The 26,191-nt window shown below is 28.9% G+C and carries 20 protein-coding genes and 1 pseudogene; 11 read left to right on the forward strand and 10 right to left on the reverse strand.

What is annotated here, in order from left to right:
- The 3 genes and pseudogenes from glyA to CRU94_RS00015 all read left to right on the forward strand — a co-directional run.
- Positions 1–650: pseudogene (gene glyA, locus CRU94_RS00005) on the forward strand (serine hydroxymethyltransferase); the annotation flags it as partial.
- A gap of 13 nt (positions 651–663) precedes the next feature.
- On the forward strand, positions 664–1,494 hold the full coding sequence (locus CRU94_RS00010; protein ID WP_258237334.1) for a bifunctional helix-turn-helix domain-containing protein/methylated-DNA--[protein]-cysteine S-methyltransferase: 831 nt from the start codon (positions 664–666) through the stop codon (positions 1,492–1,494).
- A 135-nt stretch (positions 1,495–1,629) separates the two neighbouring features.
- A complete protein-coding gene (locus CRU94_RS00015) occupies positions 1,630–3,234 on the forward strand; it encodes a YcaO-like family protein (RefSeq protein WP_129104803.1) in 1,605 nt (534 codons plus the stop codon).
- Positions 3,235–3,236: 2 nt separating this feature from the next.
- On the opposite strand, the gene ligA is transcribed toward CRU94_RS00015, so the two are convergent.
- Positions 3,237–5,186 carry an NAD-dependent DNA ligase LigA gene (gene ligA / locus CRU94_RS00020; protein ID WP_129104804.1) on the reverse strand — a complete coding sequence of 650 codons (1,950 nt, stop codon included), beginning with the start codon at positions 5,184–5,186 and terminating at the stop codon, positions 3,237–3,239.
- 182 nt (positions 5,187–5,368) lie between these two features.
- Here ligA and CRU94_RS00025 point away from each other — a divergent pair, with 182 nt between their 5' ends.
- The gene (locus CRU94_RS00025) at positions 5,369–6,340 is read left to right on the forward strand and encodes an aldolase catalytic domain-containing protein (protein WP_129104805.1); all 972 of its coding nucleotides are present in this window, start codon (positions 5,369–5,371) and stop codon (positions 6,338–6,340) included.
- 30 nt (positions 6,341–6,370) lie between these two features.
- Here CRU94_RS00025 and lipA read toward each other — a convergent pair whose 3' ends face one another.
- Both lipA and CRU94_RS00035 read right to left on the reverse strand, forming a co-directional pair.
- A complete protein-coding gene (gene lipA / locus CRU94_RS00030) occupies positions 6,371–7,252 on the reverse strand; it encodes a lipoyl synthase (RefSeq protein WP_129104806.1) in 882 nt (293 codons plus the stop codon).
- Positions 7,253–7,254: 2 nt separating this feature from the next.
- Complete coding sequence (locus CRU94_RS00035) at positions 7,255–7,971, reverse strand: lipoate--protein ligase family protein (RefSeq protein ID WP_129104807.1); 717 nt, start codon at positions 7,969–7,971, stop codon at positions 7,255–7,257.
- A gap of 105 nt (positions 7,972–8,076) precedes the next feature.
- Here CRU94_RS00035 and aceE point away from each other — a divergent pair, with 105 nt between their 5' ends.
- Genes aceE through lpdA form a run of 3 tightly spaced genes read left to right on the forward strand, consistent with a single transcriptional unit; the run spans position 8,077 to position 13,831 of the window.
- Positions 8,077–10,749, forward strand: a complete 2,673-nt coding sequence (aceE, locus tag CRU94_RS00040; RefSeq protein ID WP_129104808.1) for a pyruvate dehydrogenase (acetyl-transferring), homodimeric type — start codon at positions 8,077–8,079, stop codon at positions 10,747–10,749.
- A gap of 10 nt (positions 10,750–10,759) precedes the next feature.
- On the forward strand, positions 10,760–12,391 hold the full coding sequence (gene aceF, locus CRU94_RS00045) for a dihydrolipoyllysine-residue acetyltransferase (protein ID WP_129104809.1): 1,632 nt from the start codon (positions 10,760–10,762) through the stop codon (positions 12,389–12,391).
- 9 nt (positions 12,392–12,400) lie between these two features.
- Complete coding sequence (lpdA, locus tag CRU94_RS00050; RefSeq protein ID WP_129104810.1) at positions 12,401–13,831, forward strand: dihydrolipoyl dehydrogenase; 1,431 nt, start codon at positions 12,401–12,403, stop codon at positions 13,829–13,831.
- 234 nt (positions 13,832–14,065) lie between these two features.
- On the opposite strand, the gene CRU94_RS00055 is transcribed toward lpdA, so the two are convergent.
- On the reverse strand, positions 14,066–15,115 hold the full coding sequence (locus CRU94_RS00055; RefSeq protein WP_129104811.1) for a hypothetical protein: 1,050 nt from the start codon (positions 15,113–15,115) through the stop codon (positions 14,066–14,068).
- Positions 15,116–15,124: 9 nt separating this feature from the next.
- Positions 15,125–16,600, reverse strand: a complete 1,476-nt coding sequence (locus CRU94_RS00060) for an MBOAT family O-acyltransferase (RefSeq protein WP_129104812.1) — start codon at positions 16,598–16,600, stop codon at positions 15,125–15,127.
- Between the two features lie 199 nt (positions 16,601–16,799).
- On the opposite strand from CRU94_RS00060, the gene CRU94_RS00065 reads away from it, so the two are divergent.
- On the forward strand, positions 16,800–17,252 hold the full coding sequence (locus CRU94_RS00065; protein WP_129104813.1) for a hypothetical protein: 453 nt from the start codon (positions 16,800–16,802) through the stop codon (positions 17,250–17,252).
- A gap of 54 nt (positions 17,253–17,306) precedes the next feature.
- Here the strand turns inward: CRU94_RS00065 and CRU94_RS00070 are convergent, their stop codons facing one another.
- From CRU94_RS00070 to CRU94_RS00085, 4 genes are all read right to left on the reverse strand, one after another.
- Positions 17,307–19,391, reverse strand: coding sequence for a heavy metal translocating P-type ATPase (locus CRU94_RS00070; RefSeq protein WP_129104814.1), 2,085 nt, complete (start codon positions 19,389–19,391; stop codon positions 17,307–17,309).
- 124 nt (positions 19,392–19,515) lie between these two features.
- Positions 19,516–20,793 carry a DEAD/DEAH box helicase gene (locus tag CRU94_RS00075; RefSeq protein ID WP_129104815.1) on the reverse strand — a complete coding sequence of 426 codons (1,278 nt, stop codon included), beginning with the start codon at positions 20,791–20,793 and terminating at the stop codon, positions 19,516–19,518.
- A gap of 144 nt (positions 20,794–20,937) precedes the next feature.
- On the reverse strand, positions 20,938–22,023 hold the full coding sequence (locus CRU94_RS00080) for a glycoside hydrolase family 3 N-terminal domain-containing protein (protein WP_129104816.1): 1,086 nt from the start codon (positions 22,021–22,023) through the stop codon (positions 20,938–20,940).
- A 7-nt stretch (positions 22,024–22,030) separates the two neighbouring features.
- Positions 22,031–22,297, reverse strand: coding sequence for a DnaJ domain-containing protein (locus CRU94_RS00085; RefSeq protein WP_129104817.1), 267 nt, complete (start codon positions 22,295–22,297; stop codon positions 22,031–22,033).
- 92 nt (positions 22,298–22,389) lie between these two features.
- Here CRU94_RS00085 and CRU94_RS00090 point away from each other — a divergent pair, with 92 nt between their 5' ends.
- From CRU94_RS00090 to rmuC, 3 genes are read left to right on the forward strand one after another with little or no spacing between them, the layout of a single operon-like run.
- On the forward strand, positions 22,390–22,848 hold the full coding sequence (locus tag CRU94_RS00090) for a J domain-containing protein (protein ID WP_129104818.1): 459 nt from the start codon (positions 22,390–22,392) through the stop codon (positions 22,846–22,848).
- A gap of 9 nt (positions 22,849–22,857) precedes the next feature.
- Positions 22,858–23,349, forward strand: a complete 492-nt coding sequence (locus tag CRU94_RS00095; protein ID WP_129104819.1) for a type II toxin-antitoxin system antitoxin SocA domain-containing protein — start codon at positions 22,858–22,860, stop codon at positions 23,347–23,349.
- On the forward strand, positions 23,346–24,704 hold the full coding sequence (gene rmuC, locus CRU94_RS00100; RefSeq protein WP_129104820.1) for a DNA recombination protein RmuC: 1,359 nt from the start codon (positions 23,346–23,348) through the stop codon (positions 24,702–24,704). The genes CRU94_RS00095 and rmuC overlap by 4 nt, the downstream gene beginning before the upstream one ends.
- Positions 24,705–24,733: 29 nt before the next feature.
- On the opposite strand, the gene guaB is transcribed toward rmuC, so the two are convergent.
- Positions 24,734–26,179 (reverse strand): IMP dehydrogenase, encoded by a 1,446-nt coding sequence (guaB, locus tag CRU94_RS00105; protein ID WP_129104821.1) that lies wholly within the window; start codon positions 26,177–26,179, stop codon positions 24,734–24,736.
- Positions 26,180–26,191: the final 12 nt, after the last annotated feature.

The following is a 26,191-nucleotide window of genomic DNA, read 5'->3' on the forward strand; positions in this document are numbered from 1 at the left end:
TTGCTGGACTTGTTGCTGCTGGTGAGCATATGAGTCCATTTCCATATGCTCATGTTGTAACAACAACAACTCATAAGACTCTAAGAGGTCCAAGAGGTGGTATGATTATGACAAATGATGAAGAGATAGCTAAAAAAATAAATAGTGCTATTTTCCCAGGACTTCAAGGAGGACCTTTAGTTCATGTAATTGCTGCTAAAGCTGTTACATTTAAAGAGATACTTGATCCAAAATGGAAAAGCTATGCAAAACAAGTAAAAGCAAATGCAAAAGTATTAGCAGAAGTTCTAGTAAGTAGAGGTTACGATATTGTAAGTGGTGGAACAGATAATCACTTAGTTCTAGTATCTTTCTTAAATAAACCATTTAGTGGAAAAGATGCAGATGCAGCACTTGGAGATGCAGGAATTACAGTAAATAAAAACACAGTTCCAGGAGAGACAAGAAGTCCATTTGTTACAAGTGGTATTAGAATAGGAAGCCCAGCACTAACAGCAAGAGGAATGAAAGAGAAAGAGTTTGAATATATTGCAAATAAAATTTGTGATGTATTAGATAATATTGAAGATAAAGAGTTACATAAAAAAATAAACAAAGAGCTTGAAGAGTTAGCTAGTAAGTTTGTGATTTACAGTAGTTCGACATATTAATAAAGAGAAAAAAGTGGAAATAGAAAAAAATAGTTCTACTTATAATCAAATAGAAAAAGCTATCAAATACATAGATGAGAACTTCAAATCTCATCCAAGTATTGATGAAATTGCTTTAAATGTTGGAATGAGTAAGTACCATTTTATAAGAGTTTTTAAAGATTATGTTGGTCTTACTCCACAACAGTTTTTGCATAGTGTTACTTTAAACTATGCAAAAGAGCATATAAAAGAGTCCAAATCTATTCTTGATAGTAGTTTAGATATTGGACTATCAAGTTCAAGCCGTCTTCACGAACTTTTTGTAAACTTAATTGGAGTTACTCCAAAAGAGTGGAAAGAAAAAGGTAAAGATGTAGAGATAACTTATGGTTTTGGACAGACTCCTTTTGGTGAAGCTTTGATTGGATTTACCTCTAAAGGAGTATGCTATTTGGGTTTTTGTGATAACAATAAAAAAGATATTTTTCAAAGATTTAATGAACTTTGGGAAAATGCAAACTTAGTTTTTAATGAAAAATTAGCAAATGAGTATTTGGAAAATATCTTTATAAAAAATAAAAGATATCCCCTTTTTGTAAAAGGGACTAATCTTCAAATAAATGTTTGGAAAGCATTAATAAATATCCCAAATGGAGAAATTACAACTTATAGCGATATTGCAAATATTGTAGATAGACCAAAATCTGTAAGAGCAGTTGCAAGTGCTATTGGAAAAAATCATATTGGATATCTCATCCCTTGCCACAGAGTAATAGCAAAAAGTGGTGCTATGAGTGGTTATAGATGGGGAATTGAGAGAAAAAAGAGTTTGCTAGATTTTGAAATAAATAAAGATGAATAACTTTATAGTATATATTTATTCATAATTTTCCTTTTTTATGTATGATAAAAGACAATAAGTTATACTTGAAAATAAAATACAAGCTCTTTTAGCTATACTTACTAAATTTTTTAGAAAGTAAAAGAAAATAAATATATGAACTTTATATCAAAAGATGCTCCACTAGAAGTAAGCTTAAAAAAAATGAAAAAAATCATAGATGATTTTGGATACAAAATCAGACTATCAAAAGAGAAAAATCCTGTAAAAAATAGCTTTTCAATAAATTTAAGTTTTGAAGGTGCAAATAATTTTATTTTTTCAAATGGAAAAGGAACTCTTTTAAACTCTTGTTTAGCAAGTGCTTATGGAGAGTTTATAGAAAGACTTCAAACAAATCTTTATTTTAATGATTTCTATTTAGAAGGTAGAAAATTCTTTTTAGATCAAAAAGAGTTTGATAAAAATGAAGATTTTTTAGATGATGAGATAAAAAAATATTACACTATGGATGGAGTTGAAAACAGTGATTATTTGGATTTCAATTCAAACAATTTTGATAAAATCATCTCTCTTCCATTTATAAATCAAACCACAAAAAAGAAGGTATATTTTCCTACAAGTATATTATCAAATCTATACGCAAGTAATGGATTATCTACAGGAAATACACAAAATGAAGCAAAGGTTCAAGCACTTTGTGAAATTTTTGAAAGATATGTAAAATTAAAAGTAATAAGTGAAGGATTAGCTCTTCCAGAGTTTCCAAAAGAGCTTATAAACAGTTTTTCTAAAATTAGTGAAGATATTAGAACTTTAGAAAATCATGGTTTTATTCTAAAAGTTTATGATGCTTCACTAAATGGAAAATATCCAGTTACAGCAATAGCATTTATAAATCCAAAAAACAACACCCTATTTTTATCTTTTGGAAGCCATAACATTTTAGAAGTTTCAATAGAAAGAACATTAACAGAGCTTTTGCAAGGAAGAGATATAGATGAACTTGATAGCTTTGAAAAACCTAGTTTTGATTTAGAGGATGTTGCATCAAATTCAAATTTGGAGTCTCACTTTGTTGATTCAAATGCAAAAGTTGCTATTCAATTTTTAAATAAGAATAAATCATTTAGATACACTCCTTGGAAATTTGAAGAAAAAGATAGTTCTAAACAGTTTGAACTATTAAAAAATATTTTAGATAAAGAAGATAAAACTATATATTTAAGAGAGTATGACTACTTGGGTTTTTACTCTTGTCAAATGATAGTTCCAAATTTTTCAGAGATTTATCCACTTGAAGACCTCATCTACAACAATAAAAATCAAGGAAAATTAATAAGAGATTTTATTTTAAATAAAGAGAGTTACGATTTAGAAGAGCTTCTTGATGAGTTAAGTGGTTTTGATGACTCTGTAAATGTTGGTGCATTTATTGGTGTTGTATTTAAAAATGACTTTACTCTATTTGAGTTCAAAGCAGATATTTTAATAAAACAAAAAGAGTATGAAGAGGCTATTTTTTATTTAGAACAATCAAACAAAGATTTTAACTACACACTTGCACAAGTTTTAAGAGTTTATGAAGAGAATCAAAACTTTGATGATTTTAAAGATGCATTTGTTGATATATTTACAAAAGAGAGTATTGAAAAATCTTTAAATATCATAAATGGTAAAGAGTCTTTGATTAGTTTAGAGTTTGCAGATGCTTATAAAAACATCTTAAAACTCTTTGATTCAAAAAGCCAAAAAAGATAGATTTACTCCAAAGAGGAGTACATATCCTCTTCGCTTAGAGTTTTAACTCCAAGTTCAATTGCCTTATCATACTTGCTTCCAGCATCTTCACCAAAAATCACAAAATCTGTCTTTTTTGATACACTAGAGCTCACCTTTGCTCCAAGATTTTCTAAAAAGTTTTTTATCTCATCTCTACTTTTACTCATAGTTCCAGTAACTACTACCGTCTTATTTTTAAAGATATTTTCTCTTGCTTCCTCTTTTATTGTTACTTTTGGATTTAGTATCTCAAATAGCTTTAGCACAAGTTCACGATTTACTCTAAAAAACTCTAAAAATGAGTTTGCCATTTGCTCCCCTATTCCATCAATAGAGATTAAATCATCATAAGTAATATCAACTAAAGCTAAACCAAATTTAGAACAAATTGCTTTTGATGCAACCTCTCCAATATGCTCAATTCCCAAAGCTGTAAGCACTCTATATAGCTCACTATTTTTTGAGTTCTCTATTGCGTTTAATAGATTGTTTATTTTTTTATCTTTGAACCCTTCAAGATTTTGTAAATCCTCATATCTCAAAGAGTATAAATCCAAAATATCATATATCTTTTTTTCATTTACTAAAAGCTCAACTATTTTCTCACCCAAACCATCAATATTTAAGCAATTTTTACTTGCAAAATATATTATTGAGTTTACAACTCTTGATGGACAATCAAGATTTTGACACTTAATCATAATATCTTCTATTAAAAGTTCACTTTTACAATCTGGACACTCTTTTGGTTTTAAAATATCTCTTTGAGTTCCATCTCTTCTATCTTTTAAAACTTTTGTAATTTTGGGTATTACATCTCCACTTCTAATAATTATTATCTCATCATTTATTTTTAAATCAAGCCTTTGTATCTCATCAAAGTTGTGAAGTGTTGCTCTTTCAACAACTGCACCTTCAATTTCAACTGGATTTACAATAGCAACTGGAGTTACAACTCCTGTTCTTCCAACTTGTAATATAATATCTTTTAGTTTTGTAGTTTTCTCTATTGCTGGAAACTTATATGCACACGACCATCTTGGAAATTTTTGTGTGTAGCCCAAACTATTTTGAGTATCTATGCTATTGATTTTTATAACCATACCATCAAGAAGCATGGAAAAACTATCTCTTTTTTCTACCATATTTTTATATACATCTTCAATTTCAACTGCATCTTTACAAATGGTTTGCATAGGAGCTTCATCAAATCCCAAAGAGAATATATAGTTCATCAAATCACTTGTTTTTGAAAAATTTAAAGAGTTTTGCCCTACTCCCCAAGGAGTAAAATATAGTTTTCTTTTTGCTGTAATTTTAGAGTCAAGCTGCCTTAAACTTCCAGCAGCGGCATTTCTTGGATTTGCAAATGGAGTTTCGTTGTTTTTTAATCTCTCTTCATTTATTTTTAAAAAATCATCTTTTTTTATTACAACTTCACCTCTAATCTCTATTAGTGATCTCTCTTCTATTTGTAGTGGAATTGAGTGAATTGTTAAAACATTGTGAGTTACATCTTCACCAACGCTTCCATCTCCTCTTGTAATTGCTTTTTTTAAAACACCATCTTCATATATTAAATTCAAACTAGCTCCGTCAAACTTTGGCTGAATAAAAAACTCCAACTCATCACCAGCTTTTGAAGCTCTTTTTATCCAATCTTCAAGCTCTTTTGTATCAAAAATATCCTCTTGACTCCACATACGACTAAGATGAGTAGCTTTTGAAAAACTATCTAATACATACCCACCAACTCTTTTATTTGGTGAATTTGGATTACTTAAAAGTGGATTATTTTGCTCAAAATCCAAACACTCTCTAGCTAGTAAATCATACTCTTCATCGCTAGCAAGTGGCTCATCAAAAACATAATATGCCTTTGCCCAAGCTATTAATTTCTCTATTTTTTTATCATACTCTTCTTTTGTCATACTCTAAACTCATTCTTTAATTTTTGGGTAGTATTGTATCATTTTTTAATAAATGATAAGCTTCTAAAAGATAAAGAGATAAATGAGGATATTTATAAAAATAAACTAGAAAATTAATTTTATTAATTTATCTTTTTATTATCTTTTGCTAAGATAATTGACTAAAATTTTGAAGGAATAATATGTTGGAAAAAAAAGGGACTATCCTTTCAGTTAGAGAAGATTTAAAAGTTTTTGATTGCACTATTAGAGATGGTGGACTTGTAAATAATTTTTACTTTAGTGATGAATTTGTAAAGGCTCACTATGAAATGTGTGTAAAAGCTGGTGTTGATTATATGGAGATTGGTAAAAATGTATCTCCTACACTTATGAGTGAAGATGAGTATGGACCTTGGAATTTTTGTAAAGAAGAGGATATTAGAAGAGTTGTTGGGGAAAATAATACAAATCTAAAAATTGCTGTTATGAGTGATATTGGAAGAAGCCTAAAAGAAGAGCTTAGACCAAAGAGTGAAAGTGTTGTTGATATGATAAGAATAGCAACATACATTCACCAAATTCCAGCAGCAATTGAACTAATAGAAGATGCTCACGCAAAAGGTTATGAAACAACTGTAAATATTATGGCTATTTCAAAAGTATCAGAAAAAGAGCTAGATGAAGTTTTAGAAGCTTTAAGCAAAACAAATGTTGATGTAATTTATATAGCTGATAGTTTTGGATCATTTTATCCAGAACAAATAAGAGATTTAACAGAAAAATATCTAAGTTTTGCAGAAAAATCTGGTAAAAAAGTTGGAATTCATGCACACAACAATCTTCAACTTGCATATGCAAACACTTTAGAAGCTATGATTTATGGAGCAAGTTTCCTTGATGTTACAGTTTCAGGTCTAGGACGAGGAGCTGGAAATTGCCCACTTGAACTTCTTTTAGGATTTTTGAAAAATCCAAAATATAAACAGATGCCAGTTTTAGAGTTTATTGAAAACTATATAGTGGATTTAGAGAAAAAACTTGACTGGGGATATAGTATTCCATACATGATAACAGGTCAACTAAACGAACATCCAAGAGCTGCTATGAAAGCTAGAGATGAAAAAGATACAAAATATAGAGAGTTTTTCAAAACTATCTCTTTTATGGAGTAATTTACTCCATAAATAGAGTTTAAATTTTAACTACTCTTGTAGATATTGGTGAGCCATATATGAACTTCTTGCATATGGACTTGCTTTTACAAACTCAAATCCCAAATCATAGGCTAATTTTTCATATCGTTTAAACTGTTCAGGTTTAACATACTCTATAACTTTTTCAAAATCTCCACTTGGTGCTAAATATTGACCAATACTTAAAAACTTACAACCAACATTTAGTAAATCTTTAAATACTTGCACCATCTCCTCTTCAGTTTCTCCAAGTCCAACCATTAAAGCACTTTTTGTTTTAATCTTATCACCACCAAGCTCTTTTAATTTTCTTAAAACCTCTAAACTTCTCTCATAAGTTCCATTTCTTCTTATACGATATAAAGAAGGAACTGTTTCTACATTGTGTCCAATAATTGTAGCTCCAGAATCTATTACTTTTTTTAAGCTCTCTTCATTTGCTTTGAAATCTGGAATTAAAATCTCAACTTTTGTTTGAGGAGATTTTTCCAAAATATCTCTTGTTACTTTGTAAAATTGCTCTGCTCCACCATCTGCTAAATCATCTCTAGCTGGACTTGTAATAACTACAAATTTAAGTCCAAGTCTTAATACAGAAGTTGTTACTTTTTGAATTTCACTTAAATCAACACTATGTGGTTTTCCAGTTGTTACATTGCAATATGTACATCTTCTTGTGCATATATTTCCCAAAATTAAAAATGTAGCATTTTTATTTGCAAAACACTCACTAATATTGGGACATTTTGCCTCTTGACAAATTGTATGAAGTCCACCTACATCTTTAAGCAAATTCTCCATCTCAATTTGTGTGTGAGGAGTTAGTTTTTTTCTTAACCACTCAGGTTTTTTAAAATTTACTCTCTCTTTAAAATCTATTTGTTGTGTCATTTTTAACTATCCTTATTTAAACTATCTAAAATTTCTAACTCTTTTTTATTTAACTTATCTTCTAAAAACTCTACATTAAATGTAGTTTTAAATGCTTTTATTAATCTATCTTTTGCCTCTTCAAAATTTAATTTTATACCAAAATCCTCTAATGAAGTTCCAAAAACCTCATCTTTTTGTTTTGTATAAAGAGGAATTGAACCGTGTTGAAGTATACAATTTTTAGCTCTTTTTTGTGCATTTCCACCTATTTTTTTACCATCGATTATAATATCATATGCTTCAAATCCAACTTGACAAAAAGGACTTTTACTTAAAACTATACTCTCATCATCTTTTGCAAATTTTGGTTTTAATCCTAAATCTTCATAAAATTTTAATAAAAATTGACATATTAAAAAGTATGTCTCTTTTACATCTTTATTCTCTATCATATTTGGATTTAACAAAATTGTATATGAGATATCATGACCATGAAATAAGACTCCACCACCTGTTAATCTCTTAGATATATTATTTTTGTAACTATTTTGTAACTTTTCGTAATCATCTAATTTTTGTCCAGCTCCTAAAGTAACACAATCTTCCCAAGAATAGACTCTTAATATTGGCTTTGAATCATTTTCAAATGATTTAAATAGTGCTTTATCAATATTTGAATTAATACTTGAACTAAAATTTTGTGTTATAATCAATCTAAATTCATTGTTAAACTTCATATGCTTTTATCCTAAAAAATATGATATAAGTGAATTATAATTTAATTTGTATTAAAATTGCAAACTAATTTAAAAAATTAAGATAACTTTTATAAAAGGGGTTTCATGCCAAAGTTAAATTTAGAAGATATTAATCCATTAGAGACACAAGAATGGATGGAGGCTTTAGAGGCAATTATCGAGGAAGAAGGAGTTGAGAGAGCTCATTTTTTACTTGAGAAGTTAATTGATAAATCAAGAAGAAGCGGTGCGCATCTTCCATATAGTGCTACAACTGCATATATAAACACTATTGGAACTAATGAAGAGCCAAAAATGCCAGCTGATATGGATATTGAGAGAAAAATTAGATCTATTATTAGATGGAATGCTCAAATTATGGTTCAAAGAGCTTCTAAAAAAGGTTTAGAACTAGGTGGTCATATTGCATCATTTCAATCTTCTGCAACTATTTATGATGTTGCTTTTAATCACTTTTTTAAAGCACCAAATGAGAAAGATGGTGGAGATTTAATATTTTTCCAAGGTCACATAAGTCCTGGTATTTATGCTAGAAGTTTTGTTGAAGGAAGAATTAGCGAAGAGCAAATGGATAACTTTAGACAAGAGGCTTTTGCAAATGGATTATCATCTTATCCACACCCAAAATTAATGCCTTCTTATTGGCAATTTCCAACTGTATCTATGGGACTTGGACCTTTACAAGCTATTTATCAAGCAAGATTTTTAAAATATCTTACAAATAGAGGAATAAAAGATTGTAGTGGACAAAAAGTTTACTGCTTTTTAGGAGATGGTGAGACTGATGAACCTGAATCATTAGGAGCTATTGGACTTGCTGGACGAGAAGGATTAGATAACTTAATATTTGTAATTAACTGTAACCTACAAAGACTAGATGGTCCAGTAAGAGGAAATGGAAAAATCATTCAAGAGCTTGAAGGACAATTCAGAGGTGCTGGATGGGAAGTTCTTAAAGTTATTTGGGGAGGATTATGGGACTCTTTATTAGAAAAAGATAAGTCTGGAAAACTTCTTGAACTAATGGAGCAAACAGTTGATGGAGAGTATCAAAACTTTAAACAAAAAGGTGGAGCATACACAAGAGAAAACTTCTTTAACAAATATCCAGAGACTGCAAAATTAGTTGAAAATATGAGTGATTATGATATTTGGAAACTAAATCGTGGTGGACATGACCCTGTAAAAGTTTATGCTGCATTTAAAAGAGCCACTGAAACTGTTGGAAGACCAACTGTAATTTTAGCAAAAACTGTAAAAGGTTATGGAATGGGAGCTGCTGCTGAGGGTATGAATATTGCTCACCAAGTTAAAAAAGTGGATACTGCAAACTTAATTCAATTTAGAGATAGATTTAATTTACCTCTTACAGATGAGCAAGTTGAGTCATTCTCATATTATAGACCAGAAGAGAATTCACCTGAGTTTAAATATTTACAAGAGAGAAGAGCTGCTCTTGGTGGATATGTTCCTCAAAGAAGAGAGAAATTCTCAAATAAACTTGAGCTTCCAGCTTTAAATGCATTTGATGCAATGCTTGAAGGTACTGCAGATAGAGAAATATCTACAACAATGGCATTTGTAAGAGTTTTAAATGTTCTATTAAAAGATAAAAATATTGGAAAAAATATTGTTCCAATAGTTCCAGATGAAGCTAGAACTTTTGGTATGGAAGGTATGTTTAGACAAGTTGGAATTTACTCAAGTGTTGGTCAAAAATATATTCCACAAGATAAAGATCAAGTTGCGTTTTATAAAGAGGATATTAAAGGTCAAGTTCTACAAGAGGGAATTAATGAACTAGGAGCTATGAGTTCATGGATAGCAGCTGCAACATCATATTCAGTAAATGATTGCCCAATGATTCCATTTTATATATTCTACTCAATGTTTGGATTCCAACGAACTGGAGATTTATGTTACGCTGCTGGAGATCAAAAAGCAAGAGGATTCCTAATTGGTGGAACAAGTGGAAGAACTACACTAAATGGAGAGGGACTACAACACGAAGATGGACACTCTCATATTTTAGCAAATACAGTTCCAAATTGTATAACTTATGATCCAACTTATGCTTATGAAGTTGCTGTTATTGTTCATAATGGAATGGAAAGAATGTATGGAGAGAAACAAGAGGATGTTTTCTACTATATAACAACTTTAAATGAGAACTATGCACAACCTGCAATGCCAAAAGGTGTTGAAGAGGGAATTATAAAAGGAATCTATAAAGTTAAAACTTTTGAAGCTAAAAACAACTATAAAGTTAAACTTTTAGGTTCTGGTTCAATATTCCAAGAGGTTTTAAAAGCGGCAGAGATTTTAGAAAAAGAGTATGGAATTTCAAGTGAACTATTCTCTGTAACTTCTTACAATGAATTAGCAAGAGAAGCACAAGATGTTGAGAGAGAAAACCTTTTAAATATTGAAAAAGAGCCAAAATCATCTTATGTAAATAGTGTTTTAGGTGATGATGAGGATAATATTATTATCTCTGCAACAGATTATGTAAAAACTTACTCAGAACAAATTGCTCCTTTTGTAAAAGGAAGCTTTAAAGCTTTAGGTACTGATGGATTTGGTAGAAGTGATAGTAGAGCAAATTTAAGAAAATTCTTTGAAGTTGATACTAATTTTATTGTTTATACAACACTTGCACAACTTGCAAGAAATGGAAAAATTGATAAAAAAGTTGCTCTTGAAGCTAAAAACAGATATGAGATTGATTCAAATAAAATCAATCCACTAAAAGCTTAAGGAGTAAAAAATGGCAAAAATTTATGATATTTTTATTCCTGATTTAGGTGCTGATAAAGATGTTGATTTAATTGATATCATGGTTAAAGTTGGTGATAGAGTTGAAGTTGAAGATGGACTTATTACTTTAGAGACTGAAAAAGCTTCTATGGATGTTCCTACAACTCATGCTGGAATTATCAAAGAGATTTTAGTAAAAGTTGGAGATAAGGCTAATAGTGGAGATTTAATAGCTAGAGTTGAAGTTTTAGAAGAGAACTCTAATGATGAAGCTAAAGCTGAAGAGATTAAAGAGGAAGTTATAACTCAAACTCCAACACAATTTGTAAAAGAGCAATCTATTCAATCTGTTGTTGAAGAGGTTAGAGTTCCTGATTTAGGTGCTGATAAAGATGTTGATTTAATTGATGTGATGGTAAAAGTTGGAGATATAGTTGAAGCTGATCATGGTTTAATAACTCTTGAAACAGAAAAAGCTTCAATGGATGTTCCAGCACCATTTGGTGGAGAGATTATTGAACTATTTGTTGAAGTTGGACAAAAAATAAATAGTGGTGATTTAATTGCAAAAATGATAAAAACTGTTGTTGTAGAAAATAAAGTTCCAACTCCAGCATTCCAAACACCAACTACTCCTACAAAAGTTGAAAAAGTTGCACCTTCTACTCCAACACTACAAGAAGTAGCTGCAAGAAGTGCAGATATTGAAGAAGAGAGCAAAGTATTATCTAAAAAAGCAACAAAAGTATATGCAAGTCCAAGTGTAAGAAAAATTGCAAGAGAGTTTGGAGTTGATTTAGGTTTTGTAAAAGGAAGTGCAAAAAAAGGAAGAATTGTAGTTGAAGATATAAAAGCTTATGTAAAAGAGCAACTTAATAAACCAGCAAGTGCAACAGGTGTTGGATTTGGGTTTAATCTTCCTGAGTCAAAAGAGATTGATTTTTCACAATTTGGGAAAGTACAAAGAGTTGAGCTTAGTCGTGTTCAAAAAGTATCAGGACCATTTTTACATAAAAACTATCTATCAGCACCTCATGTTACACAATTTGATGAAGCTGATATTACGAAGCTTGAAGAGTTCAGAAAAGAGCAAAATGAAAAAGCAAAAGATTTCAAACTTTCACCTCTTGTATTTATAATAAAAGCAGTTGAAAAAGCTCTAAAAATTCATCCAAAATTCAACTCAAGTTTAAGTAGCGACGGACAAGAATTAATTATGAAAGAGTACTTTAATATTGGAGTTGCAGTTGATACACCAAATGGTCTTTTAGTACCTGTTATTAAAGATGTAGATAAAAAAGGTTTCAAAGAGATTGCAATTGAATTAGCACAACTATCGCAAAAAGCAAGAGAAGGAAAATTAACTAGTGCTGATATGAGTGGTGGATGCTTTACTATTTCAAGCCTAGGTGGAATTGGTGGAACATACTTTACACCAATTATAAACTCTCCTGAAGTTGCCATTTTAGGGGTTTCAAAATCTTCTATTAAACCAGTGTTTAATGGTAAGAAATTTAAACCTAGACTTATGCTTCCATTAAGTCTATCTTATGATCACAAAGTAATAGATGGTGCTGATGGTGCTAGATTTACAACAACTTTAAGTCAAATCCTAAGTGATTTAAGACTTTTAAGTCTATAAGGAGTTAAAATGACTGAAGTTAAAACTCAAGTTTTAGTAATTGGAGCAGGACCTGGTGGTTATTCTGCTGCTTTTAGATGTGCTGATTTAGGATTTGAAACAACTATTGTTGAGAGATACTCAACTTTAGGTGGAGTTTGTTTAAATGTAGGTTGTATTCCTTCAAAAGCTTTACTTCATGTTGCAAAAGTTATTGAAGAGGCAAAACATATAAAAAATGCTGGTATATTTTATGAAGAACCAAAAATAGATATACAAAAAGTTGCACAATATAAAAGTGGCGTTGTAAAAAAACTAACTGGTGGTTTAGATGCAATGGCAAAAATGAGAAAGGTAAATCATATTCAAGGTTATGCTAAGTTTTTAGATGAGCATAGTGTTGAAGTAACTCTTACAAATGGCGAAAAATCAAAAGTAAGTTTTGATTACTGTATTATTGCAGCTGGAAGCCAAAGCTCTAAAATGTCATTTATTCCTCATGAAGACCCTAGAATTTGGGATTCAACAGATGCTTTAGAGGTAAAAGAAGTTCCTAAAAAACTTCTAATTCTTGGTGGTGGAATTATTGGTCTTGAGATGGGTACAGTTTATTCAACTTTGGGAAGCCAAGTTGATGTTGCGATTCGTGGAGAGCAACTAATGACTGGAACTGATGCTGATTTGATAAAACTTTATACAAAAGCAAATAAAGATAGATTTAATATTATGAGCAAAACTCAAACTCAAAGTATAATTCCAAAACAAGATGGAATTTATGTAGAGTTCAAAGGTGAAAATGCACCTAAAGAGGGGATTTTATATGATGCTGTTTTAGTAGCTCTTGGAAGAAGTGCAAATGGAAACAAACTAGGACTTGAAAATACAAATGTAGAAGTAGATGAACAAGGACTAATCAAAGTTGATTCACAACTTCGAACAAAAGTAAATCATATATTTGCTATTGGAGATATTATTGGTCAACCTATGCTTGCTCACAAAGCCGTACATGAAGGGCATGTAGCTGCTGAAGTTATTGCTGGTCATAAAGTATATTTTGAACCAAAACAGATACCATCTATTGCTTATACATTCCCTGAGATTGCATGGGCTGGTATGACTGAAATCGAAGCTAAAAAAGCTGGTATTAACTATGAAGTTAGCTCATTTCCTTGGAGTGCAAGTGGAAGAGCACTAGCTAGTGATGTTTCAAATACAGGACTTACTAAACTAATTTTTAATAAAGATACAAACCAGCTTATTGGAGGAGCTATTGTTGGAGAGAATGCTGGAGAGCTTTTAGGTGAAATATCTCTTGCTCTTGAGATGGATTGTGACGCAGAGGATATCGCACTTACAATTCACGCTCACCCAACACTACATGAATCTATTGGTATGGCTGCTGAGATTTATGAAGGATCTATCACAGATTTACCAAACGCAAAAGCTGTAAAGAGAAAGTAATTTTATTTTTAGTTGTCCGATTTTTTCGGACAACTATGTTTTACTAATTAAAAGACTTACTTATCCATCACTTTCCTTCTTCTTTTAATCTTTGTTTTAAATTATTCAAATATTTTTATAGCTTCACTTGATTTCATAATTTGCCTCTTAAATATATTTTAGATTATATTAGCAAATAAAGTTGAAAATATAAAGAAATATTGCAAAATGCAATAATAATTTTATGGTTAAAAGCTACTCTAAAATTTTATTTAAATCATACTCTTTTATTTGATTTCTTAAGTTTTCTAAATGCTCATCAATATTATCTTTTGTAACTAAAACTCCAAAGTCTTCTGGAACTTCTACTGATTTGTCATTAAAGATTTTTGCAAAAATTAAATTTGATATTTTCGGTTTAAAATGCCAACCATTTTCATCAAAATTATATTCATCTAATGTAATTTTATTAATTCCATAAAAAGACCAAACTTGTGCATTTGTATTTTTTACTAAAAGTTTAATAGCACTAAAATATTTTTCTTCAATATCTTGATATTTTTGGAATAAAATATAATGATAAAAATGTTTAGGATAAATTATAAAAATATCATTTTTATTTGTATTTTGTGCAAGTTTTAGAATTTCATCATCTTTTACTATTTCAAAATTTGTATATGATTTTTTATTTCCTTTATTGGATAAATCAAGATGTTCTTCTACTCCGTCAATTGTTACTTTACAAACTTTATTATCTTCTAAAATAAAATATTTATATAAGTCTATTTTTAATATTTTTTTTAATATATCCTTAATATTTAATAAAAAATAATCAATACTAAAATATGTATTAATATTTATATCTTCATTTATTGCATTTTTAAACGAGTCGTATCTATTTATTAAATCTTTTTGTTCTAATCTATTTTTATTTAGAGAAAAAGCATCAAATCCATATATAAAGTTTAAATTTTGTTCTTTTAACTTAGAAGCTAACATTGAATTTTCTTTAAATGTTGCACCTGAAATATTTATATTATAAACTTTTTTATGATTTAAATATTTTTCAATTAGATTTGGATCAATTCTCATTACTCGAGAAGTACCAATTAAATAATAATCTGCTTTAAATTTAATTTTTAAATTTGTCACAGAAGGATTGTTGATAGTGGTTAAGTTATTAATATATTTATTTTTATTAGAATTTAAACCATAAGCATCAACAATATAATTAACCCCACCAATTAATATTGCAACAAAAAAAGATAAACCTAAAACAATTTTTAAAAATTTTTTACTACTCATAACTCACCTTTAAAAATTGAAATATAAAAATTCAGATACTTTATTTAGAGATAAGACTGCAAAAATAAAGCAAAATGCTGTTAAAAAAGCTAGTTTATAGTTTGGTTTAAAACTATCTCTTTTTTCCATACTATTTTTGAAAAATAGAACTAAAATAAATGCAAAAATAAACCATAGTGTTTCAGCCAATGGCAAATGTATTGTGTCAAATGGATGAAAAATCACTTCATATTTTTCCAAAAATGCCAATTTACTAGCAAAAATTGGATGCAACTGTAAACCACTAAACCCAAACATCCCCTTTAAAACCTTAATAGCATCTTCCCACTCTTTAGCTCTAAAAAATATCCATGCTATATTTACAAAGTTAAAAGTAATAAACCAAGATAGCCAACTCCACATTTTAAATCCAAGATTACTCCAAGCTCTATGAATTACCAATGCCATTCCGTGAAGAAATCCCCAGAAGATAAAAGTCCATCCAGCTCCATGCCATAGTCCTCCTATTACAAATGTTGCTAAAAGATTTGAGTATGTTCTAAAACTTCCTTTTTTATTTCCACCCAAAGGTATATAAACATAATCTCTTAAAAATCTTGAAAGAGTTATATGCCATCTTCTCCAAAAATCTTGTATATTTAAAGCTTTGTATGGAGAGTTAAAGTTGATTGGAAGTTTTATATTAAACATTAGTGCTATTCCTATTGCCATATCTGTATAACCACTAAAATCAAAGTATAGTTGAAAAGTATAACTTAGACTTGTAGCCCAAGCTTCTATTAGATTTAGTGTTGTTGCACTATCAAACCCAGCTGTTGCCCAAACGGCAAATGTATCTGCAATAACTACTTTTTTAAACAATCCAATAGAGAATATAAAAAGACCAAGAGCTATATTTTTATATTTCTTTACCATATTCCACTTACTTGCAAATTGTGGCATCATCTCTTTATGATGCACAATTGGACCAGCAATTAGTTGTGGAAAAAAAGTTACAAACAAAGCATAGTTTAAAAAGTCATACTCTTTTGTTTCACCTCTATAAGAATCAACTAAATAAGCTATTTGTTGAAATGTAAAAAACGAAATTGCCAAAGGTAAAAGAAGATGAAGCAACTCAACATTTGAAGAGCTTACTAAATTAAAATTTGCAATAAAAAAATCTGCATATTTAAAGTATCCAAGCAAAGATAGATTTGCAGCTATTCCAAATATTAGAATTGATTTTTTTGAAAAAGATTTGTTTAATCCTTTTTTATTCTCAAAACTAGCTTTTGCTAAGCTATTTCCAACTATATAGTTAAACAACATACTTACTAAAATCAAAGGCAGATATGCAATATTCCACCAAGAGTAAAAAAACAGACTAGCAAATACCAAAAAACCTTTTGAAGCAACTGTTAATCTTTTACTATTTAAGTAAAAATAGATAAAAAATGTTATTGGTAAAAATGCAAATATAAATTCATATGAGTTAAATAGCAATTTTGTTTCCCCTAATGTTTAATAATAGAACACAATAGTAAAAATATATTTATTTTATGTTCATTTATTGGATATTTTTTAAAAGTCTAGATTTTAATATATTATTGTTTAATAAATGGATAAATATTTTATAAATATTGTTTTTTTGTCTAATAATGAAACATTTACAATGCTAAAAAATATTTTAGGAAATAGTTGAATGTTAAAAGTAAAAGATGTATTAGAAAAGTATGAAGTAACAAGAACAACCCTGCACAACTGGAAAACTACAAAACCAAATCTTTATAGTTTACTTTTAAATTCAGATGGACAAAATGATGATTTAAGAGATATAAATATTGTTTTAGAAAAATATTCAAAAACTATAAAAAGCACTTTTAGTGAAGATGATATTTTGTTTATTTTAAATCTTAGTTTGGAAAACTTTGTAAATGAGATTGAAAAATTACACACAATTTATATAGAACAAACTGCAAAAGAGTTAAAAGAGAATAGTGAATTTGTATTAAGCATTTATCAAAAAATTCAAGATTTAAACCTAATAGAGAGATATATTTTTATTTTAAGAATCAAGAGTTTAAGAAAAGAGAAAATCAAACAAACAGATATAAAAACAGCTATAAAGCACTATTTCAAAGAGTTTTTGAAATAGTATTTTTCAAACTTCAATTAAACTTTTATCTTCTATATTTTGATTTAAATTTTCCTATTTTTTAATATCTTTTAAAATTCTCATAGAGTTAAATATAGCTATTAAAGCTACTCCAACATCTGCAAAAATCGCCTCTTGCATACCAATAACTGCACCTGCACCTAAAAATAAAAAACCAATTTTTACAAGCATAATAAATATAATATTTTGATATACAATCACTTTTGTTTTTTTAGCTATTTTTATTGCATCAATTATTGAATTCAAATTATCATTTAAAACTATAACATCAGCAGATTTTATAGCCAAATCACTTCCTATTCCACCCATTGCAAAGCCAATATCTGCATTTGCAAGTGTTGGGGAATCATTTATTCCATCTCCTACAAAAGCTGTTGTTTTGTTTGTATCTTTTTTTATATTTTCATAAATTTTTAGTTTATCTTGTGGTAAAAGTTCATATCTTACTTCATCTATTCCTATATTTTTTGCAACTTCTAAAGCTTGTTCTTTTTTATCGCCTGTTAGCATATAAGTTTTTAAAATATTTAGTTTTTTTAACTCTTTTAAAAACTCTTTTGCTTCAGATTTTATAACATCACTTACAACAATATATCCAGCAAATTTTGAGTCTATTGATACATAAACAATATTTAAACTATCATTTAGATTTTGTGAAATTTCTACACCAAATTTTTCAAGAAGTTTTTTGTTTCCTACTAAAATCTCTTTTCCATTTACAATAGCTTTTATACCTAAACCACTAAACTCTTCGCTAAAACTAAGCTCTTTTAGGTTTAACTCCTCTTTGCACTCTTTTACAACTGCTTTTGCTATTGGATGATTTGAAAAGCTCTCAACTATTGCAACAACTCTTAGAAGCTCATCTTTACTCATATTAAAAGCTTCTATTTTTGTAACTTCAAAAACCCCTTTTGTCAAAGTTCCTGTTTTATCAAAAACGAAATTCTCTATTTCAGTTAATTTTTCTATATAGTTTGCACCTTTTACTAGTACACCTTTTTTTGAAACAGCTCCAATAGCACTAAAATATGATAGAGGAACAGACACAAGCAAAGCACAAGGACAAGAGATTACTAAAAATACCAAAGCTCTTTCAATCCAGTCAGCATAAGAAGCATTTTGGATAAAAAGTGGTGGTAAAAATGCTAAAAACAAAGCCAACAGAACAACTATTGGAGTATAAACTGAAGCAAATTTTGTAATAAATTTTTCAGCATTTGCCTTTTTTAAACTTGCATTTTCAATTAACTCAATTACCTTTGCAATTGTTGAGTCTTTGTAAAGTGATTTTACTTTTAAATAAACAGCATTTGAAACATTTATATATCCACTTAAAACCTCTTCTTTCTCTTTTAGAGTTTTTGGTTTAAACTCACCTGTTATTGCACTTGTATCAAAAGAGCAAGAGTTTTCAAGCAAAATAGCATCAACTGGAACTTTCTCGCCTACTTTTACTAAAATAACATCATCTAGCTTTAACTCTTGGGGAGTTTTTTGAACAACACTTTCACCCTCTTTTACAAATGCAAATTCTGGTTTTATATCTATAAGTGCATTTATACTATCTCTTGAATTACTTACAGCAACTCTTTGAAACATCTCACCAACTTGATAAAAAATCATAACAGCAATTGCCTCAACAAAATCAAAAAGAGCAATAGCTCCAATTGTTGCAATTGACATTAAAAAATACTCATCAAAAACTTTACCAACAATAATATTTTTAAATGCCTTATATAAAACATCCCACGCAACAATCATATAAGCTATAACAAAAACTGTTATTTGTAATTGTATATTTTCTATATAGTTATAAGATATATAAGTTAAAAAGAGTGATATTAAAGTAATAATTAAAAGCTTTTTGTCCAAATTTTGCCAAAATGTTTTTTTCTTTTTACTCTCTTGCTTTACTATAAAAACTTCTTTTTCTATCTTTTGAATCTCTTTTTCTATTATAAAAGTTAAATCTTTGTTTGTATTTTGTTCAAATGTTAAAGTTGAAGTTGAAAAATTAAGCCTTACATTTGATAGTTGTGGCATATTATTTAAAGTTTTCTCTATTTTTAAAGCACAATTTGCACAATCAAGATTTTGTAGTTTTAATTTTTTCATATATAAATTCTTTCTATTTTTACAATATTTTTAAAGAAAAAAGTATATCTATATGGCTATGAATTGAATATTAATTTTATGAAGAAAGTAAGATATTTTCAAATATCTTACTTAAAATTTGAGTCTATTTACTTTTTAAACTTGAACTTACTCTTCTATTTCTACCAAAAGTTCTTTTTGAATTAGAAGTTTTATCTTCTGTTTTAGAAGCTTTGCTTTGTGTTGCTCTATTTCTACCATTTGAAATAGGTTCTGCTTTTATATTTGGATTTACTTTAAATCCTTCGATTGCTATTTTATTTATCTTTTGTTTAATTAACTTCTCAATTCCAAACAAATAATCATGCTCATCAATACAAACCAAAGATATAGCATCTCCACTATTTCCAGCTCTTCCTGTTCTTCCAATTCTATGAACATAATCTTCAGGAACATTTGGTAACTCAAAATTTATTACATGTGGAAGTTGATCAATATCAATTCCCCTTGCAGCTATATCAGTTGCTACCAAAACTCTTACGCTTCCAGCTTTAAAATCATCCAAAGCTTTTGTTCTTGCACCTTGAGATTTATTTCCATGAATTGCAGCTGAAGTTATTTTATCTTTTATTAAAGCTTCACTTAGTTTATTTGCACCATGTTTTGTTCTTGTGAAAACTAAAACTTGTCTCCAGCTATTTTTATTTAAAAGATGAATTAAAAGCTCTTTTTTTCTCTCTTTATCAACATGATGAACAGTTTGTTCAACTTTGTGTGAAGTGCTATTTGCTTTTGAAACCTCTATTAAAACTGGAGTTTTTAGTAAACCATCTGCTAATTTTTTAATATCATCTGAAAAAGTAGCCGAAAAAAGTAGATTTTGTCTATGTTTTGGCAAAATTGATAATATCTTTTTAATATCATGAATAAATCCCATATCAAGCATTCTATCAGCTTCATCTAAAACCAAAAACTCTACTTTTGATAAATCTAAACAACCTTGAAAAACCAAATCAAGCAATCTTCCAGGAGTTGCAGTGACAATATCAACACCCATTTTTAAGATTGCTTTTTGGGGATTTATTCCAACTCCTCCAAAAATAACAGCTGATTTAAATGGAAGATATTTTCCATAAACTTCAACACTTTGAGCTACTTGTGTTGCTAACTCTCTTGTTGGAGTTAAAATAAGTGCTTTTACGGAACTTTTTCTATCTTTTGAATAGTTTTTATTTAACAATTCCAATAGTGGAAGTGTAAAACCAGCTGTTTTTCCAGTTCCTGTTTGAGCAGCTGCTAAAACATCTTTTTTTGACAATATAACTGGAATCGCCTCTGTTTGAATAGGAGTTGCTGTTGTATAGCCCTCTTCTTCTACTGCACGAAGAATTTGCGCGCATAATCCTAAATTTAAAAATGACATAATTACCTTTGTTTTATGAACCTACAAAAGTGATTAGCTTAAGTTACGATCTAGGTTGAATAATTTGAGTTTAATTGAGTTGTAGAAAATCTACATAAACGAAGTCAGGCATAGACCGAAGTATGCCGAAATTGTGAGATTATATCACAATTTCTTCAATAACGCATCAATTTTTTTATTTGATTCAATAATATTTTCTAATTTTATATTTTTATTTAAAACTTCACTATAAGTTGTATCTACAATCTCTTTTAATGTTATTGGTTTTGCTAACTGATTTGCAAAAAGAAGCAGATTTACCCCACTATTAATAGAAAGTGTTAAAGTCTGTTTTAAATCATAATGTTTACTAATAGCACTCATTTGTAAATCATCAGTTATTAAAACCCCTTTATAATTTAGTTTATCTCTTAAAAGTTTTGTATTTATATTGTGTGATAGTGTTGCTGGATAGTTTTTATCTAAATTTTCATTATAAACATGGGCTGTCATTATTAAATCAACCTTGTTGTTTTTTATAAAATATTTATAAGGTTCCAGCTCAACTTCACTCCAAGTATTTGAGATATCAACAAATCCCAAATGAGAATCAGCCAAAGATGAACCATGCCCTGGAAAGTGTTTTAAAGTGGCAAGAACACCCTCTTTTTTTAACTCATCTACAAAAATAGAGGCATATTTTGTAATCTCTTTTGCATCTTTTGAGTAACTTCTTCCAAGTTTATATATAACACTATTGTTTTTATTTATAGCTAAATCAACAACAGGAGCAAAGTTTAAATTAATACCAACATCACTTAAACCTTTTGCCATAGCTTTGTAACTATCTTTTGCAAAACTTTCACCTTTTTTTGAAACTTCATTTGCATCTAAAGTTTCGTTAAAACCAATATCAGCTTTTAATCTTTGAACTCTTCCACCCTCTTGATCAATTGAAATGAGTAATTTTCTATCACTTATATTTTGTAGAGTTTGATTTAAAACTCTTAACTGCTCTAAATTTTCTATATTTTTTGCTTTTGTTTTATCATTTGGATCTTTATCAAACAATATAACTCCACCCAAACCAAACTCTACATCTTTGTAAATTTGACTATTTTTAGTTATTTTTGTATCTGTAAATCCAAGGATAACCATCTTTGCAATCATCTGTTTTATTTGCGTTTCACTATATTTTTCTTGCGCAAAACTTGAAATAACAAGAGCTAAAATCAATAATATTTTTTTCATAAATCTCCTACTTAACCCAGTTTTTATAGTTTGTAAATGATGGAAACTGCTTTTTAAAATCATCAATTTCAAAAGAGTAACTATAATTTTCCATATACTCTTGCAAAATATCATAAGCTTTTTTTAGCTCTATAAACTTCTCATTACTTCCACCCTCAACATCTGGATGATACTTTTTTGAAAGCTTTAAGTATCTTTTTTTTATATCTTTTTTACTCATTGTTGAGATTATTCCAAATATCTCAACTGCTTTTATAAAATCTTCATAACTCATAAAAATCCTTTAAAAGGCAATATTGTACACAAATATTATGATTAATCAACTTATTGTATAATGACAAAATTTTTAACAAAGGTATTTTTTATATGAATTTTTTAGCAACACTAGTTAAATATGCAATAATTTTTGGGATTTTATATCTTATTTTCACAAATTTTGGAGTCTTTTTAGCAGTTATTGGTGGAGTTGTTCTATCTTTTATTTTAATCATATATTTTTTAAAAAGAGAGCTTAGAAAAAGAGCACAGCAGTTTGAGTTTAAATTTGAGAGTTTTACAAATAAAGATTATGAAAATTTTGACTTTAGAAGCTTTAAAAACTTCAACAATCAAAATTTTCAAGGAAGCTTTTATACTCAAAGTTCAAAATTACAAGAGGCAAAAGAGTTTTTTGGCTTTTCATCTACTCCTTCTAAAGAGGATATAAAAAGAAGATACAAAGAGTTGGCAAAAGTTTATCATCCTGATTTAAATGGGCAAGATGATGAGAAGATGAAAAAGTTAAATGAGTATAGAGATATTTTAATGCAAAACTATGGGAACTAAGGATTTAATATGGTAGATATGACAAAAGTAGCAAATATAATTTTATATATGCTACATAAGCAAGTAAAAGGTTTAAATAACAAAAAAGTAGAGTTGATGCTATTTTTTATGGAAAAAAATCATCTTGATTTTTTTAATCAAAAAATTGTAAATGAAGAGTTTATAAAAGATAAAAGAGGCGTTAAAGCAAAAAATCTTAGTGAGATTTTTGAGTTAATTATAGATGAAGTTGATCTTGATGAAGAGGATGAGAGAGTCTATTTTATTCAAGAACTTTTAGATTTTTTAGAGATTGATATTGTTGAAAAAAATGGTTACAAAGAGCTTAACTTCTCAAAATTTGAAGAGGATTTTAGTGAAGAGCTATTTTCAAAAGATGAGTTTAAAACTATTCATAAGGTTGTAAGTTTATATAAAGATACAACTGTAAGAAATCTTGCAAATGAATCTTTTTCAATTGATAAAGTAAGAAGTACTGAACTTGGAGATTTAATTTTATGATAGAAAATATTGATATTTTAACAATACTATTTTTTTCTCTCTTTTTAATATCTCTTATATTTTTATTTACTCTAAAATCAAAAATATCTCAAAAAGATATAGAACTTGCAAAATTGAGCCAAAATCTTGAGTTTTTTTCAAAAAAAGTTGATGATTTTTTAAAAAATGAGCAAGAGTTATTAAAAAATATTGAAAATTTAGAAGAGCAAAATATTAAACTTAAAATTGAAAACTCATCTTTAGATGCAAATATAAATTTTCAAAAAGAGAATAACCAAAAATTAAAAGATGATTTAGAGGAGCAAGGCAAAAAATTAGAGCTAAAATTAAATGAGATTATGCAAAATAATTTAGATAATAAGCTAAAAAAATTTGATGAAACTTCACTAAAAGGTCTTGATAATATTTTAAAACCATTCAAAGAGAATATTGACTCTTTTCAAAAAAGAGTTGAAGAGTCTCAAGAAAATAGTACAAAGAAATTTGCTGAATTATCAAAAGAGATAGAGATACTTACAAAAGCTGGACTTAATATTTCTCAAGAGGCAGAAAATTTAACAAAAGCATTAAAAGGTAAAAAACAGACTCAAGGAAGTTGGGGAGAGATGATTTTAGAGAGTGTTTTAGAGTATTCAGGACTTTTAAAAAATATTCACTATTTTACTCAACAAAGTTATAAAGATGATCATGGTGATACAAAAAGACCAGATGTTATTATAAAGCTTCCACAAAATAGATCTATGATAATTGACTCAAAAGTTTCATTAAATGATTATGAAGAGTACATAAGAGCGCAAAGTGATGAGCAAAGAGCAATTAGCTTAAACAATATTGTAAGCTCTTTTAAAAACCATATAGATAATCTTGATTCAAAAGATTATGCTCACTATAAAATTGGAACACTTCAATATGTATTTATGTTTGTACCAATTGAAGGTGCATTTTCACTTGCAGTTCAAAAAGATCCAACTTTGTATGAGTATGCTCTAAAAAAACATATAGCAATAGTAAATCCCTCTACTTTAACCGTATCTTTGCGAACTATATACCTATATTGGCAAAGCGAACAATCTTCAACTTTGGCTAGTAAACTATTTGATGAGGCTGGAAAGTTATATGATAAAATGGTTAATTATACAGATAGCTTCAATAAAATAGGAAATCAAATAAAAGCTTTAAATAATAGCTACGAAACTGCTACAAAACAGCTTAGTGAAGGGAGTGGTAATATTTTAACTAGAGTTGAAAACCTAAAAAAACTTGGAGCAAAAACTACAAAAACTTTAAAAGATTCAAAAATAGAGTTTGAAGATTTTGATGAGAATAAGATTGAAGTTTTAATGCTTGAAGAGTAAATGTAATAGATTTCTCTATTACATTTTAATTATACATGATAGTTTGGTGCCTCATTTGTAATTGTTACATCATGCACATGAGACTCTTTTAATCCAGCACTTGTAATCTCTACAAATTCAGCTGTTTGTTGGAAAATAGATATATCTTTTGCACCTAAATATCCCATTGAACTTCTAAGTCCACCAACCATTTGGTGAATAATATCAGCAATACTTCCTCTATATGCAACTTTTCCTTCAATTCCCTCAGGTACAAGTTTATCAGCAGCAGTTCCCTCTTGGAAATATCTATCTGTACTTCCTTTTGTCATAGCACCAATACTTCCCATACCTCTATAAGATTTAAACTTTCTTCCTTGGTATAAAATAACTTCACCTGGACACTCATCAGTTCCAGCTAGTGCACTTCCCATCATAACAGAACTTGCACCTACTGCTAAAGCTTTTGCAACATCTCCTGAGTATCTAATTCCACCATCTGCAATTATAGGAGTTCCAGTTTTCTTAGCCTCAATAGCACACTCATCAATAGCACTCATTTGTGGAACACCAACTCCTGCAACAATTCTAGTTGTACAAATACTTCCAGGTCCAATTCCAACTTTAACACCATCAGCACCAGCAGCAATTAAATCTCTAGTTGCTTCAGCTGTTGCTACATTTCCAGCAATTAACTCAACATCAAGCTCTGCTTTAATAGCTTTAACTGTATCTAAAATACCTTTTGAGTGTCCGTGAGCAGAGTCTAAAACTAAAACATCAACTCCAACAGCAACTAATGCTCTAGCTCGATCAAGCTGATTTACACCAATAGCAGCACCAACTCTAAGTCTTCCAAACTCATCTTTACAAGCATTTGGATACTCAATTTTTTTATTAATATCTTTAATTGTAATAAGACCAATTAATTTATTATCTTTATTTACAATTGGAAGTTTCTCAATTTTATTTTGGTGCATAACTTCAGCAGCTTGTTCTAATGTTGTTCCTTCTACTGCTGTAACAAGTGGCATTTTTGTCATTTTTTCATAAACTTTAAATCTATAATCTTTTGTAAATCTCATATCTCTGTTTGTTAAAATTCCAACTAAAATACCATTATCATCAACAACAGGAACTCCAGAGATTTTATAGTTTGCCATAATATCTTCAGCATCTTGTAAAGTCTGTTCTGGTTTTATTGTAATTGGATCAATAATCATTCCAGATTCTGATTTTTTAACCTTTTGGCACTGTAAAACTTGTGATTCAATATCCATATTTTTATGAATTATTCCAATTCCACCAAGTCTTGCCATTGCAATAGCAGCTTGATACTCTGTAACTGTATCCATTGCAGCACTTACAAATGGAATATTCAGCTCTATTTTTCTTGTAAGTTTAGTTTTAATACAAACCTCTTTTGGTAATACTTCAGATTTAGCAGGTACTAACAACACATCTTCAAACGTTAAAGCTCTTTTTCTTATTTTCATCTTTAAATCCTA

The sequence above is a fragment of the Arcobacter sp. AHV-9/2010 genome (assembly GCF_004116575.1).
Lineage (GTDB): Bacteria > Campylobacterota > Campylobacteria > Campylobacterales > Arcobacteraceae > Aliarcobacter > Aliarcobacter skirrowii.

What these genes read in the sequence shown, in the direction of transcription:
- CRU94_RS00015 (WP_129104803.1), top strand. Translation starts at nt 1,630, where the DNA reads ATGAACTTTATATCAAAAGATGCTCCACTAGAAGTAAGCTTAAAAAAA.
- ligA (WP_129104804.1), bottom strand. Translation starts at nt 5,186, where the DNA reads ATGACAAAAGAAGAGTATGATAAAAAAATAGAGAAATTAATAGCTTGG.
- CRU94_RS00025 (WP_129104805.1), top strand. Translation starts at nt 5,369, where the DNA reads ATGTTGGAAAAAAAAGGGACTATCCTTTCAGTTAGAGAAGATTTAAAA.
- lipA (WP_129104806.1), bottom strand. Translation starts at nt 7,252, where the DNA reads ATGACACAACAAATAGATTTTAAAGAGAGAGTAAATTTTAAAAAACCT.
- CRU94_RS00035 (WP_129104807.1), bottom strand. Translation starts at nt 7,971, where the DNA reads ATGAAGTTTAACAATGAATTTAGATTGATTATAACACAAAATTTTAGT.
- aceE (WP_129104808.1), top strand. Translation starts at nt 8,077, where the DNA reads ATGCCAAAGTTAAATTTAGAAGATATTAATCCATTAGAGACACAAGAA.
- aceF (WP_129104809.1), top strand. Translation starts at nt 10,760, where the DNA reads ATGGCAAAAATTTATGATATTTTTATTCCTGATTTAGGTGCTGATAAA.
- lpdA (WP_129104810.1), top strand. Translation starts at nt 12,401, where the DNA reads ATGACTGAAGTTAAAACTCAAGTTTTAGTAATTGGAGCAGGACCTGGT.
- CRU94_RS00055 (WP_129104811.1), bottom strand. Translation starts at nt 15,115, where the DNA reads ATGAGTAGTAAAAAATTTTTAAAAATTGTTTTAGGTTTATCTTTTTTT.
- CRU94_RS00065 (WP_129104813.1), top strand. Translation starts at nt 16,800, where the DNA reads ATGTTAAAAGTAAAAGATGTATTAGAAAAGTATGAAGTAACAAGAACA.
- CRU94_RS00070 (WP_129104814.1), bottom strand. Translation starts at nt 19,391, where the DNA reads ATGAAAAAATTAAAACTACAAAATCTTGATTGTGCAAATTGTGCTTTA.
- CRU94_RS00075 (WP_129104815.1), bottom strand. Translation starts at nt 20,793, where the DNA reads ATGTCATTTTTAAATTTAGGATTATGCGCGCAAATTCTTCGTGCAGTA.
- CRU94_RS00080 (WP_129104816.1), bottom strand. Translation starts at nt 22,023, where the DNA reads ATGAAAAAAATATTATTGATTTTAGCTCTTGTTATTTCAAGTTTTGCG.
- CRU94_RS00085 (WP_129104817.1), bottom strand. Translation starts at nt 22,297, where the DNA reads ATGAGTTATGAAGATTTTATAAAAGCAGTTGAGATATTTGGAATAATC.
- CRU94_RS00090 (WP_129104818.1), top strand. Translation starts at nt 22,390, where the DNA reads ATGAATTTTTTAGCAACACTAGTTAAATATGCAATAATTTTTGGGATT.
- CRU94_RS00095 (WP_129104819.1), top strand. Translation starts at nt 22,858, where the DNA reads ATGGTAGATATGACAAAAGTAGCAAATATAATTTTATATATGCTACAT.
- rmuC (WP_129104820.1), top strand. Translation starts at nt 23,346, where the DNA reads ATGATAGAAAATATTGATATTTTAACAATACTATTTTTTTCTCTCTTT.
- guaB (WP_129104821.1), bottom strand. Translation starts at nt 26,179, where the DNA reads ATGAAAATAAGAAAAAGAGCTTTAACGTTTGAAGATGTGTTGTTAGTA.